The organism is Falsirhodobacter xinxiangensis (assembly GCF_004959935.1).
Lineage (GTDB): Bacteria > Pseudomonadota > Alphaproteobacteria > Rhodobacterales > Rhodobacteraceae > Falsirhodobacter > Falsirhodobacter xinxiangensis.
On record NZ_SMYN01000007.1, the window covers coordinates 97210 to 114885 of the forward strand.

The window sequence follows — 17676 nt, forward strand, 5'->3', positions numbered from 1 at the left end:
CACTGCTTGAGCGAGCGATGGTTTTATATGCACCGAATGGCGCAACCCCGCCCTTCGGTGCTGATCTTTGACGCTGGCGATTGCCAACCTGCCTAAATTTCATGCGATCACGGCCATCCTCGCATCCAATGCAGGCAAAGCGCGTCGGGTGGGGGGCGGTGGTGCGATGCGCCGTTCTCCCCGTTCTGGCTCGGACGTATCACGGCAAAGAAGCGGCACGATGGCCGCGATGCAGGGATGGGGTCATGACGATGTTCAGGAAAGTGGTGATCGGCGCGGGACTTGCGCTGTCGATGGGCGCGGCGCAGGCGCAGACCGCCCCAGAGGGGGAGCCGATCAAGATCGGCGTCCTGCATTCGCTGTCGGGCACGATGGCGATTTCGGAGACGACGCTGAAGGACACGGTCCTGATGCTGGTCGACCGGCAGAACAAGGCAGGCGGCGTTCTTGGCCGCCCGCTGGAGGCGGTGGTCGTCGATCCGGCCTCCGACTGGCCGCTGTTCGCCGAAAAAGCGCGCGAGTTGCTGACCGTGTCGGATGTGGACGTGATCTTCGGCGCGTGGACCAGCGTCAGCCGCAAATCCGTCCTGCCGGTGCTGGAGGAACTGAACGGGCTGATGTTCTATCCCGTGCAATACGAGGGCGAGGAATCGTCCAAGAACGTCTTCTATACCGGCGCGGCCCCGAACCAGCAGGCGATCCCGGCGGTGGATTACATGATGGAGGAACTGGGGGTCGAGAAATTCGCGCTTCTGGGCACCGACTACGTCTATCCGCGCACGACGAACAACATCCTTGCGTCTTACCTTGGCGACAAGGGCGTGGCGGAGGGCGACATCTTCGTCAACTACACCCCCTTCGGCCAGTCGGACTGGTCCAAGATCGTCGCCGACGTGGTGGCGCTTGGGGCTGACGGGAAACAGGTCGGCGTCATCTCCACCATCAACGGGGATGCCAATATCGGCTTCTACAAGGAACTGGCGGCGGCGGGCGTGTCGGCCGAGGATCTGCCGGTCATCGCGTTTTCCGTGGGCGAGGAGGAGTTGTCCGGCCTCGATACCGCGCACCTTGTCGGGCATCTGGCGGCGTGGAACTACTTCGAATCCGCCGACACCCCCGAAAACACCGCCTTCATCGAGGAATGGCATGCCTTCACCGGCGACGCGAACCGCGTGACGAACGACCCGATGGAAGCGACGATGATCGGCTTCACCATGTGGACGCAGGCGGTCGAAAAGGCCGGCACCACCGACGTCGATGCCGTGCGCGAGGCGATGTATGGCCAGGAAGTGCCGAACCTGACCGGCGGCACCGCGACCATGCTGCCCAACCACCACCTGACGAAGCCGGTGCTGATCGGAGAGATCAGGGCCGACGGCCAGTTCGACATCATCAGCCAGACCGAACCTGTGCCGGGCGACGCATGGACCGACTTCCTGCCGGACTCGGCGGTGCTGGAATCGGATTGGGCAGAGCTGGACTGCGGGATGTATAACATCCAGACCAAGACCTGCATCCAGCAGAAGTCGAACTACTGACGGCGGATGCGGGGAATGATGCGCTTCCTTCTGCTGGCGCTGGTGCTGGCACTGCCCGCCCACGCGCAGGATGCGGCCGCGGTGCTGGACACCTACCGCGATCAGGTGGAGCGCCCCTCGCGCACCACCATCGCGCCGGTGATCGAGGCGCTGGCGACCAGCGGCGATCCGGCGGCGGCGACCGTTCTGGCCGCATGGGCCGACCGTCGGCTGGCCGTGATGGACGATGGCACCTTCGTCATCATGGACGGCGATGCCCTGTCGGACCTTGCCGGACAGCCGGTGGAGGGGGAGGCGCAGCCGCTGCGACCGAATGCGGGGGTGCGGGGGCTGATCGCCTCGGCCCTCGTGCCGTTCCAGCTGACCGATCCCGACCCCGCAGCAAGGGGCGCGGCCCGCGACGCGATAGCCCGCAATCCCGCGCCCGAACATCTGCCCGCCATCCGCGGGGCGCTTGCCCGCGCCGCCGATCCTTCGCTTTCGCGGCTTGAACGGCTGCTGACGCTGCGCTTCGATCCCGATCCCGCCGCGCGTGTCGCCGCGATCGAGAGCTTTGGCGCGGACCAGTCCATGGACCTGCGTGCCGCGCTGAACCCGCTGCTGGCGACGACACGCGTTGCCACCCTCGGCCCGCCCGAGGGGAACGTCGCCCGCGAAATCCCCGTATCCGAACTGGGGCGCGAGGGGGCGTATGATCTGCTGGTCTCTGCGGGCCTTGCCCCCGCAAGGCTGACGCGCGACGCGGCGCAGGCGGCGCTGGTCGCCAATATCGCGGACGGGCAGGTCGCAGGCATCGCCGTTGCCAGCCTGAATACCCAAGCCGCCCGCGACGACGCCTATTCCGCGCTGGAGGCGGCAGGCACCGTTCCCCCCGCCGCAACCGAGGACGAGGTGGACGCGGCCCTCGATTCCGCCACCTTCGCCGATGTCTATGCCGAGCCGAACGCCGATGTCACCGACGCCGCCCGTGCGGCGCTGAACGGCATTGCGACGCGGGTGGGCGCGATGCAGGCGGCGGATCTGGCGCTGGATGCGCTGTCGCTGGCGTCGATCTATTTCCTTGCCGCCATCGGCCTTGCGATCACCTTCGGCGTGATGCGGGTCATCAACATGGCGCATGGCGAATTCATCATGATGGGCGCCTATACCGGTTATGCCGTGCAGCAGGTCGTGCCCGATTATACCCTGTCGCTGGTGGTCGCGCTGCCGCTGGCCTTCCTCGTGACTTTCGCCGCAGGCGTCGCGCTGGAGCGGCTGGTGATCCGGCACCTGTATAAACGCCCGCTGGAGACGCTGCTGGCGACCTTCGGCGTGTCGATCATGCTGCAACAACTGGCCAAGAACATCTTCGGCACGCAGGCCCGCCCGCTGACCGCGCCCGATTGGCTGTCGGGATCGCTGGTCATCAATGATCTCGTGCAGGTCAGCATGATCCGTGTCGCGATCTTCGTGCTCGCGCTGCTGTTCCTCGGGCTTTACCTGTTCATCATGCGCCGCACCCGGCTGGGGCTGGAGGTGCGGGCCGTGCAGCAGAATCCCACCATGGCGGCATCGATGGGCATCTCGCCCGGACGGATCAACATGCTGGCCTTCGGCCTCGGCTCCGGCATCGCCGGGATCGCGGGTGTCGCCATCGGCCTGTTCGCGCAGGTCACCTCGGAACTGGGGCAGCAATACATCGTGCAAAGCTTCATGACCGTGGTCGTGGGCGGCGTCGGGTCGATCTTCGGCACGCTGGCCGGGGCCGCGCTGATCGGGTTCCTGCAAAAGGGGATCGAGTGGTTGAACCCGTCCAACACGCTGGCGGCGCAGACCTACATGATCCTGTTCATCATCATTTTCATCCAGTTCCGGCCAAGGGGCATCATCGCCCTGAAGGGCCGCGCGGCGGGGGACTGACATGCGCCGTTCGACTGTGATCTTCATCGCCGCGCTCGCCGTCTTTGTCGCCGTGATCACGGTGATGGCGGGGGCGGGGATGATCTCCACCTCTTTCGTCAAGACGCTTGGGATGACCTTGTGCCTGTGCCTTGCCGCCGTGGCGATGGATCTGGTCTGGGGCTATGCCGGCATCCTGTCCCTTGGGCACATGGCGTTCTTTGCGCTTGGCGGTTACATGATCGGGATGTGGCTGATGTATGCCCGGACCGAGGCGATCGTGATCGAGGCGCTGTCCGGCCAGCCCCTTCCTGCCACGCCCGAGGAGATACGGCAGGGCATCGGCAACCAGATCTTCGGCGTCATCGGCACTTCGGACATTCCGTGGGTCTGGGGGTTCGCACACAGCCTGCCGCTGCAACTGCTGCTGGTGGTGCTGGTGCCGGGCGTGCTGGCAGGGCTGTTTGCGTGGCTGGCGTTCCGCAGCCGGGTGACGGGCGTGTATCTGTCGATCCTGACGCAGGCCGGAACGCTGGCACTGGCGCTGCATCTGTTCCAGAACGACAGCGGGCTGCGCGGCAATAACGGGCTGTCGGGGCTGCAGAACCTGCCGGGGGTGTCTGCCTCGCAGGATGCGACGTCGTTGTGGCTGTTCTGGGCCTCGGCGCTGGCGCTGGCCGCGGGGTATCTGCTGGCGGCCTGGGTGGTGGGCGGCAAGTTCGGGTCGGTCATCCGCGCGATCCGCGACGATGAACAGCGGGTGCGCTTCCTCGGCTATCCGGTGGAGGGGTTCAAGCTGTTCGTCTTCACCCTGACCGCCGTGATCGCCGCCATCGCGGGGGCGCTGTATTACCCGCAGGCCGGGATCATCAACCCGGCGGAAATGATGCCCATCGCCTCGATCTATCTTGCCGTCTGGGTCGCGATCGGGGGCAGGGGGCGGCTGTATGGCGCGGTGATCGGGGCGGCGGTCGTCTCGCTCCTGTCGTCGTGGTTCACCGGGGGGCGGGCGCCGTCCATCCCGCTGGGCTTCTATACCATCGACTGGGTGGATTGGTGGCAGGTGCTTCTGGGCCTTGTGTTCGTGCTGGTCACGCTGCTGGCACCCCGCGGCATCGGGGGGCTGTTCAAATGAGCGCATTGCTGGAGGTGCGCGGCATTTCCGTCAGCTTCGACGGGTTCCGCGCGATCAACAACCTGTCCTTCGCCATCGGGGCGGCGGAACTGCGGGCGGTGATCGGCCCGAACGGCGCAGGCAAGACGACGTTCATGGACATCGTGACCGGCAAGACCCGGCCCGACAGCGGCGATGTGATCTTCGGCGACCCGCCCCGGTCCCTTCTGCGGATGACCGAGGCGCAGATCGCCCGCGCAGGCGTCGGGCGCAAGTTCCAGCGCCCCACGGTGTTCGAAGATCAGACCGTCGGCGCCAACCTGATGATGGCCCTGCGCGCGCCCCGCAACCCCTTTGCCGTGCTGCGGTTTCGCGCGACGGACGGCCACCACGCCCGCGTCGTGGAACTGGCGGCCGAGGTCGGCCTTGCCGACCATCTGCACCGCATCGCGGGAGAGCTGTCGCACGGCCAGAAGCAGTGGCTGGAGATCGGGATGCTGCTGGCGCAGGAACCGCGCCTTCTGCTGGTGGACGAACCGGCGGCGGGCATGACGCTGGCGGAACGCGAACATACCACGACCCTGCTGACCCGTCTGGCGCAGACCCGCGCCGTGGTGGTGGTCGAACACGATATGGAATTCGTGCGCCGGCTGGATTGCCGCGTGACCGTCTTGCACGAAGGGGCGGTGCTGGCCGAAGGCTCGCTTGATCACGTCACCGCCGACCGGCAGGTGATCGACGTCTATCTGGGGCGCGGATGATGCTGAAAGTCGAAAACCTGACCCTGCATTACGGCGGCAGCCAGATCCTGCACGGCATCGACATGGAGGCGCGGGTGGGCGAGGTCACCTGCGTCATGGGCAATAACGGCATGGGCAAGACATCCTTGCTGAAGGCCATCGCGGGGACGCATCCGCGTTCGGGTGGCAAGGTGACGCTGGACGGCGAGGATCTGGGCGTGCTGCGCCCCGAGGCGCTGGCCCGCAAGGGCGTCGCCGTCGTTCCGCAGGGGCGGATGATCTTTCCCCTGCTGACCGTGACGGAAAACCTGCAAACGGCCTTCGCCACCCGCCCCAAACCCCATGTCATCCCCGAGGAGGTGTATGAGCTGTTCCCCGTCCTGCGCGACATGGCGAATCGGCGCGGCGGCGATCTGTCCGGCGGGCAGCAGCAGCAGCTTGCCATCGCGCGGGCGATGATCATGCGGCCGAAACTCTTGCTGCTGGACGAACCGACCGAGGGGATTCAGCCCAACATCATCCAGCAGATCGGCCGGGTCATCCGGCTGCTGCGCGACCGGGGCGACCTCGCCATCGTGCTGGTGGAACAGTATTTCGACTTCGCCTACGACCTTGCCGACCGGGTGTATATCCTCAAACGCGGCGCGGTGGATGTGGCGGGGATGCGCGACGATCTGGGGCGCGAGCGCATGAAGGCCGCGGTGTCCGTGTGACGATGCTGCTGGAACGAAGCTGCGGTGCCGCCCATGCGGCGCTTGCGTCAAAAGGCGGGCGGATGCGGCTGACGGACCTGCGCCAGCAGGGATCGGCCAAGGCGATCCTGCCGCGCGTGGACGGCGCGCCGGAGGTGGTGTTCCTGAACACCTCGGGCGGGCTGACGGGCGGCGACCGGCTGGACCTTTCGCTGGACGTCCGGGGCCGCGCGGTTGGAACGACCCAGACGGCGGAGCGGGCCTATGATGCGGGCGGCGGCATCGCGACGGTGCGGGTGACGCACCGGGTGGACGGCTGGCTGGACTGGCTGCCGCAGGAAACGATCCTTTACGACCGGGCGCGGGTGGACCGGGTCACGCGGATCGACCTTGCCCCCGGCGCGGGATGCCTGATGCTGGAGATGCTGGTCCTTGGCCGCGCCGCGATGGGAGAGCAGGTGCGCTCGCTGCACCTGTCCGACCGGCGCGAGGTGTGGCGGGACGGGCGACCCGCGCTGCTGGAATGGCTGCGGCTGGACGAGGCGGCGCTGGACGCGGGGCCTGCGGGGCTGGCGGGATCGCGGGCGATCGCGACGCTTGCAATGGTCGGACCGGGCGCCGAAGATACGCTGGCGCGGGCGCGCGCCGCGCTTGGGGATGACGGGGTGGAGGCTGCGGCCTCGGCCTTCGACGGCAAGATGGTGGTGCGGATGCGGGCCGGGGACGGCTGGCCGCTGCGACGGCAGGTGGCGCGGCTGCTGCGGGCCTTGCGCGACGCGGCCCTGCCAAGGGTCTGGCAGATATGAAGGAAGCGAGATGAACCTGAGCCCGAGGGAACGCGACAAGCTGATGGTCAGCCTTGCCGCCATGGTGGCACGCGGGCGGCTGGAACGCGGGGTGCGCCTGAACCACCCCGAGGCGATGGCCCTGATCACCGATTTCGTCGTCGAGGGCGCGCGCGACGGGCGCTCCGTCGCCGATCTGATGGAGGCGGGCGCGCATGTGATCACCGCCGACCAGTGCATGCCCGGCATCCCCGAGATGATCCACGCCATTCAGGTCGAGGCGACCTTCCCCGACGGCACCAAGCTTGTCACCGTCCACCACCCCATCCGCTGAGGCTTTCCGATGAAATACCCGACCGCCGTTCTGATCCCGCCGCCGGCGGTGTTCGCATGATCCCCGGAGAGGTCTTTCCCGCCCCCGGCACCATCGCGCTGAACGAAGGTGCCCCCGCAATCACGATCATGGTCGCGAATACCGGCGACCGCCCGGTTCAGGTCGGCTCGCATTACCATTTCGCGGAAACCAATCCTGGGCTGGAGTTCGACCGCGCCGCCGCCCGCGGCCACCGGCTGGACATCGCCGCCGGAACCGCCGTGCGGTTCGAGCCGGGGCAGCGGCGCGAGGTGCAGCTGGTCCCGCTGCTGGGCGATCGGCAGGTCTGGGGCTTCAACGGTCAGGTGATGGGGGCGCTCGATGCCGGTTGAGATTTCGCGCAGCACCTATGCCGCCATGTTCGGCCCGACCACGGGCGACCGCGTCCGACTTGGCGATACCGACCTGATCATCGAGGTTGAACGCGACCTGACCACCTATGGCGAGGAGGTCAAGTTCGGCGGCGGCAAGGTAATCCGCGACGGGATGGGCCAAAGCCAGATCACGCGCGCGGGCGGCGCGGTGGACACCGTCATCACCAATGCGCTGATCGTGGACCATTCGGGCATCTACAAGGCCGATGTCGGTCTGCGGGACGGGCTGATCCACAAGATCGGCAAGGCCGGGAACCCCGACACCCAGCCGGGCGTCGATGTCGTCATCGGCCCGGGGACCGAGGTGATCGCGGGCGAGGGCAAGATCCTGACGGCAGGCGGGATGGACAGCCACATCCACTATATCTGCCCCGAGCAGATCGACCACGCGCTGCATTCCGGCATGACGACGATGCTGGGCGGCGGGACGGGGCCGGCGCATGGCACGCTGGCGACCACGGTGACGCCGGGGCCGTGGCACATCGCGCGGATGCTGATGGCGGCGGATGCGTTCCCGATGAACCTCGCCTTCACCGGCAAAGGCAATGCCAGCCGCCCCGAGGGATTGGAGGAGCAGATCCGCGCCGGGGTCGTGGGCCTGAAGCTGCACGAGGATTGGGGCACCACCCCCGCCGCCATCGACTGCTGCCTGACCGTGGCGGACGCGATGGATGTGCAAGTGATGATCCACACCGACACGCTGAACGAATCCGGCTTTGTCGAAAACACGCTGGCCGCCATCAAGGGCCGCACGATCCACGCCTTCCACACCGAAGGGGCGGGGGGCGGCCATGCGCCCGACATCCTGAAGGTGGTGGGGTCTGCCAATATCATCCCCAGTTCCACCAACCCCACCATGCCCTACACCCGCAACACGGTGGAGGAGCATCTGGACATGCTGATGGTGTGCCATCACCTCGACCGATCCATCCCCGAGGATGTGGCCTTCGCCGAAAGCCGCATCCGGCGCGAGACGATCGCGGCGGAAGACATCCTGCACGACATGGGCGCGCTGTCGATCCTGTCATCCGACAGTCAGGCGATGGGCCGGGTGGGCGAGGTCATCACCCGCACATGGCAGACCGCGCACAAGATGAAGCTGCAACGCGGCGCCGAGGGGCCGAACGACAACGCCCGCGTGCGCCGCTTCATCGCGAAATACACGATCAACCCTGCGATCTGCCACGGGATCTCGCAGCACATCGGCAGCATCGAGGAAGGCAAACGCGCCGATCTGGTGCTGTGGTCGCCGGCCTTCTTCGGCACCAAGCCGGAAATGGTGCTGCTGGGCGGGATGATCGCGGTGGCGCAGATGGGCGATCCGAACGGGTCGATCCCGGCGATGCCCTTCTATTCGCGCCCGATGTTCGGGGCCTATGGCGGGGCGCGGACGGCGTCTTCGGTCACGTTCGTATCGGGGGCGGCGATGGAGGATGACGTGCGCGGCAAGCTGGGGCTGCAGAAGCAGACGGTTCCGGTCATCGGCACGCGCGGCATCGGCAAGGCCGACATGATCCTGAACAATGCCCGCCCCGAGATTTCGGTGAACCCCGAAACCTATGAGGTGCGTGCGGATGGCGAAATCCTGACCTGCGAGCCGCTGGCCGAGCTTCCTTTGGCGCAGCGGTATTTCCTCTACTGAAGGGTCAGCCCACCCTCGCGGCAGAGGAAGTCGATGATGGCGTCCATCCCCTCGGCCTGACGCAGCTTTGCCATGACATAGGGCCGCGCCCCGCGTGCGGTCCGGGTGTCCTGCTCCAGCAGCGCCAGATCGACGCCGACATGGGGGGCAAGGTCGGTCTTGTTCACCACCAGCAGATCGGACCGCGTGACCCCCGGACCCCGTTTGCGCGGAATGTCCTGCCCCGCCGCCGTGTCGATGACATAGATCGTCAGATCCGCCAGCTCCGGCGAAAAGGTCGCCGCGAGGTTGTCGCCCCCGGATTCGATCAGCACCAGATCCAGATCGGGGAAGCTGCGGCGCAGGTCCGCGATGGCGGCAAGGTTGATCGAGGCATCCTCGCGGATCGCGGTATGGGGGCAGCCGCCGGTTTCCACGCCGCGAATGCGTTCGGACGGCAGGACCTGCGCGCGCATCAGATAATCCGCATCCTCGCGCGTATAGATGTCGTTGGTGACGACGGCCATGGAACAGCGATCCGCCAGCGCGGCGCACAGCTTTTCGGTCAGCGTCGTCTTGCCGACGCCGACAGGGCCGCCGATGCCGATGCGAAGGGGTCCGTTGCTCATGTCTTGAATATCCTGACGTCGAGTGTTTCGTGGCGCATGGCCGCAAGGTCGCCCGCGACGGCGGCGGATGCAATGGCGTCCAGCGGGGCGATGGCCGCCCGCGCCGCCAGATCGGCGATCAGCGGGTGCAGCGCGTCCAGCACCCGTTGCCCCTGCGTCTGGCCCAGCGGCACGAAGCGCGTGGCGCAGGCGGTCAGGTTCGCGGCGAAGGCATGCAGGAACAGCGCCACCAACTGTTCGGTTTGCAGATCCAGCCCCCGCGACGCCGTGCCGACCGCCAGCGGCAACGGGCCTGCGTCCACCGGCACCCCAAGCGCGGTGACGGTGGCGGCAAAGGCCGCGCCCTGTTCCTCTGTCTCGCGCAGACGCTCGGCCGAGGGGGCGAGGGCGCGGGCGACATCGCACAGGTCCGCGCCGCCCCGCGCATGGGCCAGCAGCACCGCGTCGGACCAGCCCGCCCCGAGGCGCAGCACGTCCGCGATCCACGCCTGAGTGGTGGCCGCGTCATGCACCGCGCCGTCGGCGATCGCCTGTTCCAACCCGTGCGAATAGGCATAGCCCCCGGTCGGAAAGGCCGGGGACAGCCATTGCACCAGTTTCAGAAGGTCAGTGGGCATGGCCCATCGTCCGCCCGTGACCATAGGCCCCGCCTTCGGGCGTGAACCGTTCCATCGCCGGACGGACCGTGCCGCCAAGGCCGGTGAGCATCCCTTCCAGCACATGATCGCGGCGGATCAGCAGGCGGTCCGCTTCGATCTGGCAAGGGGTGTGGCGGTTGCCGATATGCCATGCCAGCCGCACCAGATCGCCGGTGACGACCAGCACCGGCTCCAGCGCCGCCGCCACCTCGATCACCGTGTCGCCCGCGACCAGCGCATCGCCGTGATCAAGGCTGACGGTCGCCGCCAGATCCACCAGCACCCCACGCCCCGAGGCGCAGACCAGCCGTTTGCGCCGCAGGAACCGCGCGTCATAATCCAGCACCACCTTGTCGGCTGCATCGGTCCATTCGCCCTTGCGGCGCAGTTCGGTGGCGGGAGGATAGTCGATCATCGGTCTGTTCCTGATTGGTGGCGGCAGGACAAGGGGGGTGAGTGATCTCGATAGCAGATCATCCGGGGCATCGCATGTGGCAAATGCGCGTCCATGTTCAACCGCCTTGTCGAAGCGCGTCGGCCTCCGTTTGTTCGATCCGGTCCACGATCATCCGCGCGATGGGCATGGCCGATGTCGCAGCGGGCGAGGGGGCGTTGCACACATGCAGCTGGCGCGGGCTGTCCAGAAACAGGAAATCATGCACCAGCGTTCCGTCGGCCAGCACGGCCTGCGCGCGGATGCCTGCGCCCGGCGCGCCCAGATCATCCACCGTCAGCGAGGGGCAGTACTTCCGGCACTGTTCCAGATAGCCCTTGCGGGAAAGCGAATTGCGGAACTCGGTAACGCCCGAACGCAGGTTCCTGCGCGCCATCTTCCAAAAGCCGCCGAAGGCCAGCATGGCGGCCAGATCAACAGGTGCGACGCTGCCCTTGGCATAACCCTCGCGGTGGAAACCCAGCACCGCGTTCGGCCCCACCGTCACGCGCCCGTCGATCATCCGCGTCAGGTGGATGCCAAGAAAGGGCAGGTCCGGGTCGGGGATCGGATAGATCAGATGCGTCACGATCCCCGATTTCGACGCGGGCAGCGTGTAGTATTCGCCCCGGAACGGCACGATCTGGTGCGTCGCCGCCAGCCCCGCCATGCGGGCCACGCGGTCCGATTGCAGACCCGCACAGGCGATGACGCGGTCGGCGCGGATGGTTTCTCCGAAATCGACGGTGACGCCGGTGGCATCCTCGTCGATGCGTTGCACGCGCGCCCCGCGCCGCAGGGTCGCGCCCGCTTCGGTCAAACGCTGCGCAAGCGCCGCGCATACCCGGCCATAATCGATGATCCCGGTCGATGGCACGAGGATCGCGCCCAGCCCTGCGATGTTCGGCTCGATCTGGCGCAGGCGGGTTTCCGAGACCTCCTCCATGGCGATGTCGTTCTGGACGGCGCGGGACTTCAACGCCTCCATCCGCTCCATCTCTGGCAGGGTGGTCGCGACCAGAAGCTTGCCGCAGGTCTCGAACGGGATGCCGTTCTCGCGGGCGAAACGCTTGGTCTCCTCGGCCCCTGCACGGCACAGTTTCGCCTTCAGCGATCCGGGGGCGTAGTAGATGCCCGCATGGATCACCCCGCTGTTGTGGCCGGTCTGGTGCGCGGCGAAGCGGTCCTCCTTTTCCAGCAGCAGGATGCGGGCCGCTGGGTCGCGCCGTGCAAGTTCCGCCGCCGTCGCAAGGCCGACGATGCCGCCGCCGATGATGCAGTATTGGTAATGTTCCATCAAACCCCCCTCAACGGCAGCAGGATGACCACCACCGCCGCGATGGACAAGACAGGTCCTAGCGTGCGGTCGTCGGGATGATCACGACCTCTCCGTTCTGGATCTTGCGCTGCGCGACCAGATGGTCGGCGAAATGCCGAACCTCGCCGACGCTGCCCTTCAGGATCGACACTTCCAGACAGGTATCGTGGTCGAGATGCACGTGCAGCGATGACACCGCCAGAGCGTGGTGTTCGTGATGCGCCGCCGTCAGCTTGCGCGACACCTCGCGCGAGTTGTGGTCATAGGTATAGACCATCGCGGCGACGCAGGGCGCTTCGGGTGCCGCCTCGATCCGCGCGCGCGTGAGGCCAGCGCGCGCAAGGTCGCGGATCGCCTCGGACCGGGTGGTATAGCCACGCTCGGCCATGACCCGGTCAAGATCGGCCATCAGCTCGTCATCAAGCGTCACGGTCACGCGCTGCATCTTCGGCTCCTGCCTGTCTGGTCAAAATTTGGGCAGCCCTGGTGGCAAACCCGGAATTTATGCGCTGAAACTGCCTGTTATACGTTCGGGGATCAAGGCACGGGTTGCGCGCCGACCGATCCCCTGAATATGCCGAATTGTGAATTTCCGCATACCAATCCCGAGGCTGCCATGAAAACCCTCCGCCGCTCGTTCGCGCTGCTGCTTCTGGCCACCGGGATCGCGCAGGCCGATGTTCCAAAGCTGGTGCTGGCCATCGGCGGAGAGCCGGAGACGGGGTTCGATCCGCTTCTGGGCTGGGGCGGGTATGGCAATCCCCTGTTTCAGTCCACCCTGCTGAAACGCGATGTGAAGCTTGCGACGCAGGCGGATCTGGCGACCGATTGGCAGCTGTCCGAAGATCGCAGGGTCTGGACGATCACCCTGCGCGACGGCGTGAGCTTTTCGGATGGAACGCCGCTTACGGCGCATGACGTCGCCTTCACCTTTGCCAAGGCGCGCGAAAGCGCGGGGGCGGTCGATCTGCAAGTCATGAGCGCGGTCGAGGCGGTGGATGACCGCACCGTCAGGATCACGCTCGACCGGCCATGGATCACCTTCGTCGAGGCTTTCTTCACGCTGGGCATCGTTCCTGCCCAAGGCTACGGCCCCGATTATGGTCGCAAGCCGATCGGGTCCGGGCCGTTCAAGCTGGTGTCATGGGCCGAGGGCGAACAGCTGATCGTCGCCCCGAACGAGCATTATTACGGCACGCCCTCGCCCTTCGGGCAGATCACTTTCCTTTTCACCGGCGAGGATGCCGGGCTGGCGGCGGCGCAGGCCGGTGCCGTGCAGATGGTGTCGGTTCCCGCGCAGATGGCCGATGCGGTCCCCGCCGGGTTCAGGGCGGTGCCGGTGAAGACGGTGGACAACCGCGGCCTCAGCCTGCCGTTTCAGCCCCCGCACGAGGTCGGCGGGCGCGTAATCGGCAATGCCGTGACGGCCGATCCGGCGATCCGTCAGGCGATAAACCTCGGGCTTGATCGCGATCTGGTGGTGGATGTTGCGCTGCATGGCCACGGAACCCCGGCCTATGGTCCGGCGGACGGGCTGCCGTGGTCGGGACGCGACGATACGGTCGCCTATGATCTGGAGGCTGCACAGACAGTGCTCGATCAGGCCGGATGGGCCGCCGGTTCGGACGGTATCCGCGCAAAGGATGGGCTGCGCGCGGCGTTTCCGATCCACTACCCGGCCTCGGATGCGACCCGGATGGCGCTGGCCGAAACCGCTGCCGAACTGCTGCGCCCGCTTGGGATCGACGCCACGCCCGTCGGCGGCAGTTGGGACGCGATCGGCCGGGTGATGCATTCGGAGCCGGTGGTCTTCGGCTTTGGCAGCCACTCGCCCTATCAGCTCTACAGCCTGTTCGCCGGACGGCTGGGCGGCGCCGAATATGCCAATCCCAGCCACTATGCGAACCACAAGGTCGATGCGCTTTTCGAACAGGCGCAGGGCGCCGAAAGTCTGGAGGCGTCGTTTCCCTTCTGGTCCGAAGCTGCCGCGACCTATGGGCTGAAAGGCGACAATGCCTGGGCCTGGCTCGTCAACCTCGACCATGTGTATTTCGTGAGCGACTGCCTCGACCTTGGCCAGACCCAGATCGAGCCGCATGGCCATGGCTGGCCGATCACCACCACCATCGCCGATTGGCGCTGGACCTGCCCGTAAGTGGCGGGTGTCCTGCGCCATCTTGCGCGGCAGGCGCTGCTTTTGGCGCTGGTGGCGCTGGCGGTGTTTCTGCTGATGAAGGCGTCTCCGGTCGATCCGGTGGATGCCTATCTCGGCCCCGCCATCGCGCATGTCGGGCCCGAGCAGAAGGCGCAGATCGCGGCTGCGTGGGGGCTGGACCGGCCGACGCATGAACAGTTTCTGGCTTGGGCCGGTCATGTGCTGCGCGGGGATCTGGGCCAATCGACCAGCTACAACGCCCCTGTCGCGCAGGTCATGGCCGACCGCATCAAAGCCTCGCTGGCGCTGACCGGATTGGCGTGGCTGCTGTCGGGTATCTTCGGATTTGCGCTGGGCTGCTGGGCCGCAGCGCAGGCGGGAACATGGGTGGACCGGACGATCCGCGTCTATTGCTACCTGCTGGCCGCGACACCGACATTCTGGCTGGCGCTGCTGCTGATGATGGCATTCTCGGTCGGGCTTGGCTGGACACCGATCTGCTGCGCGGGCCCCATCGGGGTGCCGCCGGGGCAGGTGAGCCTTTGGCAAAAGCTCCACCACCTGATTTTGCCGCTTGTCGCGCTGACGCTCTTTGGTGTGGCGCAGATCGCGCTTCATACACGGGTGAAGCTGATCGAGGTGCTGCAATCCGACTACGTCCTTCTGGCGCGCGCGCAGGGTGCGACGGCCTGGGACATCGTGATCCATCACGGCATCCGCAACGCGGCGCTTCCGGCGCTGACGGTGACGATGGCTTCGGTGGGCGAGATTTTCGGCGGCTCGATCCTTGCCGAACAGGTCTTTGCCTGGCCCGGTCTTGGCCGCGCGACGGTAGAGGCGGGGATGAAGGGCGACCTGCCGCTCCTGCTGGCGATTGCGCTGCTGACGACCCTGATCGTCTCGACCGGCAACCGGATCGCGGATCTGCTTCAGGCCCGCGTCGATCCGCGAATGGGGGGCGCATGAACGGACGACAATCGGCACTTCTGACAGCCGGGCTTGCGGCCACGCTGATCGCCGGCGTCGCCCTGTCGGCACGGTTGCTGGTCGAGGCCGGCACCAGTGCCGATTTCACCGCCCGCAACCTTGCCCCCGCCCTGTCGCATCCGTTCGGCACCGACCAGATGGGCCGCGATATGCTCGCCCGCTCTGTGACCGGGCTGGCGCTCAGCCTTCGGGTCGGGCTGATGGCCGCAGGGCTTTCGGTCCTGCTGGCGACATTCATGGCCATGGTTTCCGGTCTGGGGCGGCAGGCAGACCGGGTGGCGGGCTTCGTCACCGATGCGATGCTTGCGATGCCGCATCTGATGCTGCTGATCCTGCTGTCCTTCTCGCTTGGCGGTGGCACCACGGCGGTGATCATTGCCGTGGCGATCAGCCACTGGCCGCGCCTTTCCCGCCTGTTGCGCGCCGAACTGCTGCAGGTCTCGGTCGCTCCCTATGTCGAAACCTCGCGCGCGCTTGGGCGCTCTCGCCTTTTTATCCTGCGCCGCCACATCCTGCCGCATCTTGCGCCGCAGATGCTGGTGGGCTTCCTGTTGATGTTCCCCCATGCCATCCTGCACGAGGCGGGTCTGACGTTTCTCGGCTTTGGTCTGGAACCCTCGCGGCCCGCCATCGGCGTCATGCTGTCCGACGCGATGCGCCATATCAGCGCCGGGCGCTGGTGGTTGGCGTTCTTTCCCGGCGCGATGCTTCTGTGCATGGTCCTTGCCTTCGAGGCGATGGGCAGTGCCGCCCGCCGCCTGATCTCTCCGCGCGAGGCACAATGCTGAACGTCGAAAACCTTGGCATCGGCTTTTCCCGCTACACCGGCCTGCTGCGGCAAGAGGAGATGACGCGCCTGTCGGGCGTCAGCTTTGATCTTTGCGAAGGGGAGGTGCTGGCGGTCATCGGCGGCTCGGGGGCTGGCAAGAGCCTGCTTGCCCATGCGCTGCTGGGACTGCTGCCGCCGAATGCGACGTTGCGCGGCACCATGTCGTTCCGCGGACGGTCGATGACGCCTTATCCCGCGTCGTTGCGCGGTCGCCGCATCGCGCTGATGGCGCAGCAGGTGAGCCATCTCGACCCACTCGCTCGCCTTGGCGCGCAAACACGCTGGGCCGCGCGACGGACCGGCGCGGCGAAGGTGCCGGACCTGCAGACCCTCGGCCTCGGCCCCGAGACATGCCGCCTTTATCCCGGCCAGCTTTCCGGCGGCATGGCGCGCCGTGCGCTTTTTGCGCTGGCCGGGGTTGGGCAGCCCGATCTGCTGATCGCAGACGAACCCACCGCCGGTCTTGACCCGGAGAACCGCGATCGGCTGCTGGCCTTGTTGCAGGCCCATGCCCATCGTGGCGGGGCGGTCATCCTGATCACGCATGACCTGATGCCCGCGCTGCCTGTCGCGGATCGGGTCATGATCCTTGATGAAGGGCATATGTGCGGGTTCGAATCCTCGCGCGATTTCAAGGGCGACGGCATGGCATTGACCTCTCCATATGCGCACGCGCTTTGGCGGGCGTTGCCGGAAAACGCATTCTTGACAGATGCTTGAAGCCCGCAGCGTCACCATAGGCGTCGCCCGGCGCGACCTGTTCCGCGACCTGTCGCTGCGGCTCGCGCCGGGCAAGATCATGGGGCTTTGCGGTCCCTCGGGCAGCGGCAAGACGACGCTTGGACGGGTGCTCGCGGGCCTGCATCCGCACAGGGCGGGGCAAATTTTGCTGGATGGCCTGCCGATCCCGCGCAAAGGCGCGCATCCGGTCCAGTATCTTGCACAGGCTCCACTCGCCACGATGAATCCGCGCTGGCGGGTTGCGCGGGTGCTGGCCGAGGCGGGCTGCCCGGAGCCGGACCTCGTCGCCGCGATGTCCATAGACCCGGACTGGCTTGAGCGTTTCCCGCATGAGCTGTCGGGCGGCCAGCTTCAGCGTGTGTCGATCCTGCGCGCCCTGACCGTCCGGCCGCGCTACTTGATCGCGGACGAGATCACAGCACCGCTCGACCCCATCTCGCAGGCGCGGATCTGGAAGGCGCTGACCGACCTCGCGGCCTCGCACGGCATCGGCATTCTTGCGATCAGTCACGATGCCGCTTTGTTGGGGCGGATCGTGACCTCCGGGATCGAGGCGATCGGGGCCCGGCCAGCCTGAATCGTTGCGTCATGCCGCGGTCTTGGGTCTTGCCCGCATATACCCTGCCCGTCTTTGAGGTTTCTCGCGAAGGGCGACGTCGCGCCGCTTGGTTCAGGGCAGGGTGAGGTATCCTTCCACCAGCTTCTGCCTGAAGACTTCGGCTGATGTTCGATGGGACGTGCTGTTGGGCCGGTGACAGATGGCATTGATCTGCCATGTGGTCGGGCTCTTTGGATGCACCGCGCGCGGGAGCCAGCGTCGGACGCGGCCGT

19 protein-coding genes are annotated in these 17676 nt (G+C 66.7%); 14 read left to right on the top strand and 5 right to left on the bottom strand.

The features are described from left to right. Positions 1–245: 245 nt before the first annotated feature. The 9 genes from urtA to ureC are packed head-to-tail and all read left to right on the top strand — an operon-like array spanning position 246 to position 9136. Positions 246–1538, top strand: a complete 1293-nt coding sequence (urtA, locus tag E2K76_RS10575; protein WP_136684273.1) for an urea ABC transporter substrate-binding protein — start codon at positions 246–248, stop codon at positions 1536–1538. A gap of 18 nt (positions 1539–1556) precedes the next feature. Continuing rightward, positions 1557–3437, top strand: a complete 1881-nt coding sequence (gene urtB / locus E2K76_RS10580; RefSeq protein ID WP_136684370.1) for an urea ABC transporter permease subunit UrtB — start codon at positions 1557–1559, stop codon at positions 3435–3437. Position 3438: 1 nt separating this feature from the next. Next, on the top strand, positions 3439–4551 hold the full coding sequence (gene urtC, locus E2K76_RS10585; protein ID WP_136684274.1) for an urea ABC transporter permease subunit UrtC: 1113 nt from the start codon (positions 3439–3441) through the stop codon (positions 4549–4551). Next, entirely contained in the window at positions 4548–5291 is a 744-nt protein-coding gene (gene urtD / locus E2K76_RS10590) for an urea ABC transporter ATP-binding protein UrtD (protein ID WP_136684275.1), read from the top strand. Before urtC ends, urtD begins: the two co-directional genes overlap by 4 nt. Further along, positions 5288–5983 carry an urea ABC transporter ATP-binding subunit UrtE gene (gene urtE / locus E2K76_RS10595; protein WP_136684276.1) on the top strand — a complete coding sequence of 232 codons (696 nt, stop codon included), beginning with the start codon at positions 5288–5290 and terminating at the stop codon, positions 5981–5983. The genes urtD and urtE overlap by 4 nt, the downstream gene beginning before the upstream one ends. 2 nt (positions 5984–5985) lie before the next feature. Continuing rightward, entirely contained in the window at positions 5986–6768 is a 783-nt protein-coding gene (locus tag E2K76_RS10600) for an urease accessory protein UreD (protein WP_136684371.1), read from the top strand. A gap of 10 nt (positions 6769–6778) precedes the next feature. Beyond that, the gene (locus E2K76_RS10605; RefSeq protein WP_136684277.1) at positions 6779–7081 is read left to right on the top strand and encodes an urease subunit gamma; all 303 of its coding nucleotides are present in this window, start codon (positions 6779–6781) and stop codon (positions 7079–7081) included. Between the two features lie 56 nt (positions 7082–7137). After that, positions 7138–7452, top strand: a complete 315-nt coding sequence (locus tag E2K76_RS10610) for an urease subunit beta (protein ID WP_136684278.1) — start codon at positions 7138–7140, stop codon at positions 7450–7452. Then, positions 7442–9136 carry an urease subunit alpha gene (gene ureC / locus E2K76_RS10615; RefSeq protein WP_136684279.1) on the top strand — a complete coding sequence of 565 codons (1695 nt, stop codon included), beginning with the start codon at positions 7442–7444 and terminating at the stop codon, positions 9134–9136. Before E2K76_RS10610 ends, ureC begins: the two co-directional genes overlap by 11 nt. Here the strand turns inward: ureC and ureG are convergent. From ureG to nikR, 5 genes are all read right to left on the bottom strand, one after another. Then, a complete protein-coding gene (gene ureG, locus E2K76_RS10620) occupies positions 9130–9744 on the bottom strand; it encodes an urease accessory protein UreG (RefSeq protein ID WP_136684280.1) in 615 nt (204 codons plus the stop codon). The two genes, ureC and ureG, sit on opposite strands and share 7 nt — an antisense overlap. Next, positions 9741–10361, bottom strand: coding sequence for an urease accessory protein UreF (locus E2K76_RS10625; protein WP_136684281.1), 621 nt, complete (start codon positions 10359–10361; stop codon positions 9741–9743). Before E2K76_RS10625 ends, ureG begins: the two co-directional genes overlap by 4 nt. Then, positions 10351–10797 (bottom strand): urease accessory protein UreE, encoded by a 447-nt coding sequence (locus E2K76_RS10630; protein ID WP_136684282.1) that lies wholly within the window; start codon positions 10795–10797, stop codon positions 10351–10353. Before E2K76_RS10630 ends, E2K76_RS10625 begins: the two co-directional genes overlap by 11 nt. Positions 10798–10894: 97 nt before the next feature. After that, complete coding sequence (gene lhgO, locus E2K76_RS10635) at positions 10895–12112, bottom strand: L-2-hydroxyglutarate oxidase (RefSeq protein ID WP_136684283.1); 1218 nt, start codon at positions 12110–12112, stop codon at positions 10895–10897. A 58-nt stretch (positions 12113–12170) separates the two neighbouring features. Then, complete coding sequence (gene nikR, locus E2K76_RS10640; protein ID WP_136684284.1) at positions 12171–12578, bottom strand: nickel-responsive transcriptional regulator NikR; 408 nt, start codon at positions 12576–12578, stop codon at positions 12171–12173. A 171-nt stretch (positions 12579–12749) separates the two neighbouring features. Between nikR and E2K76_RS10645 the strand changes: the two genes are divergently transcribed. The 5 genes from E2K76_RS10645 to E2K76_RS10665 are packed head-to-tail and all read left to right on the top strand — an operon-like array spanning position 12750 to position 17422. Then, the gene (locus E2K76_RS10645; RefSeq protein ID WP_136684285.1) at positions 12750–14288 is read left to right on the top strand and encodes an ABC transporter substrate-binding protein; all 1539 of its coding nucleotides are present in this window, start codon (positions 12750–12752) and stop codon (positions 14286–14288) included. Then, positions 14289–15254, top strand: a complete 966-nt coding sequence (locus E2K76_RS10650) for an ABC transporter permease (RefSeq protein WP_246032940.1) — start codon at positions 14289–14291, stop codon at positions 15252–15254. It begins immediately after the preceding gene. After that, positions 15251–16063, top strand: a complete 813-nt coding sequence (locus E2K76_RS10655; protein WP_136684286.1) for an ABC transporter permease — start codon at positions 15251–15253, stop codon at positions 16061–16063. The genes E2K76_RS10650 and E2K76_RS10655 overlap by 4 nt, the downstream gene beginning before the upstream one ends. Further along, positions 16057–16824, top strand: coding sequence for an ATP-binding cassette domain-containing protein (locus tag E2K76_RS10660; RefSeq protein WP_136684287.1), 768 nt, complete (start codon positions 16057–16059; stop codon positions 16822–16824). The genes E2K76_RS10655 and E2K76_RS10660 overlap by 7 nt, the downstream gene beginning before the upstream one ends. Further along, a complete protein-coding gene (locus tag E2K76_RS10665) occupies positions 16817–17422 on the top strand; it encodes an ABC transporter ATP-binding protein (RefSeq protein ID WP_136684288.1) in 606 nt (201 codons plus the stop codon). The genes E2K76_RS10660 and E2K76_RS10665 overlap by 8 nt, the downstream gene beginning before the upstream one ends. Positions 17423–17676 lie beyond the last annotated feature (254 nt).

Bases quoted from the DNA above. Each gene is read 5' to 3' on its own strand.
- urtA (WP_136684273.1), top strand. From the start codon at position 246: ATGACGATGTTCAGGAAAGTGGTGATCGGCGCGGGACTTGCGCTGTCG.
- urtB (WP_136684370.1), top strand. From the start codon at position 1,557: ATGCGCTTCCTTCTGCTGGCGCTGGTGCTGGCACTGCCCGCCCACGCG.
- urtC (WP_136684274.1), top strand. From the start codon at position 3,439: ATGCGCCGTTCGACTGTGATCTTCATCGCCGCGCTCGCCGTCTTTGTC.
- urtD (WP_136684275.1), top strand. From the start codon at position 4,548: ATGAGCGCATTGCTGGAGGTGCGCGGCATTTCCGTCAGCTTCGACGGG.
- urtE (WP_136684276.1), top strand. From the start codon at position 5,288: ATGATGCTGAAAGTCGAAAACCTGACCCTGCATTACGGCGGCAGCCAG.
- E2K76_RS10600 (WP_136684371.1), top strand. From the start codon at position 5,986: ATGCTGCTGGAACGAAGCTGCGGTGCCGCCCATGCGGCGCTTGCGTCA.
- E2K76_RS10605 (WP_136684277.1), top strand. From the start codon at position 6,779: ATGAACCTGAGCCCGAGGGAACGCGACAAGCTGATGGTCAGCCTTGCC.
- E2K76_RS10610 (WP_136684278.1), top strand. From the start codon at position 7,138: ATGATCCCCGGAGAGGTCTTTCCCGCCCCCGGCACCATCGCGCTGAAC.
- ureC (WP_136684279.1), top strand. From the start codon at position 7,442: ATGCCGGTTGAGATTTCGCGCAGCACCTATGCCGCCATGTTCGGCCCG.
- ureG (WP_136684280.1), bottom strand. From the start codon at position 9,744: ATGAGCAACGGACCCCTTCGCATCGGCATCGGCGGCCCTGTCGGCGTC.
- E2K76_RS10625 (WP_136684281.1), bottom strand. From the start codon at position 10,361: ATGCCCACTGACCTTCTGAAACTGGTGCAATGGCTGTCCCCGGCCTTT.
- E2K76_RS10630 (WP_136684282.1), bottom strand. From the start codon at position 10,797: ATGATCGACTATCCTCCCGCCACCGAACTGCGCCGCAAGGGCGAATGG.
- lhgO (WP_136684283.1), bottom strand. From the start codon at position 12,112: ATGGAACATTACCAATACTGCATCATCGGCGGCGGCATCGTCGGCCTT.
- nikR (WP_136684284.1), bottom strand. From the start codon at position 12,578: ATGCAGCGCGTGACCGTGACGCTTGATGACGAGCTGATGGCCGATCTT.
- E2K76_RS10645 (WP_136684285.1), top strand. From the start codon at position 12,750: ATGAAAACCCTCCGCCGCTCGTTCGCGCTGCTGCTTCTGGCCACCGGG.
- E2K76_RS10655 (WP_136684286.1), top strand. From the start codon at position 15,251: ATGAACGGACGACAATCGGCACTTCTGACAGCCGGGCTTGCGGCCACG.
- E2K76_RS10660 (WP_136684287.1), top strand. From the start codon at position 16,057: ATGCTGAACGTCGAAAACCTTGGCATCGGCTTTTCCCGCTACACCGGC.
- E2K76_RS10665 (WP_136684288.1), top strand. From the start codon at position 16,817: ATGCTTGAAGCCCGCAGCGTCACCATAGGCGTCGCCCGGCGCGACCTG.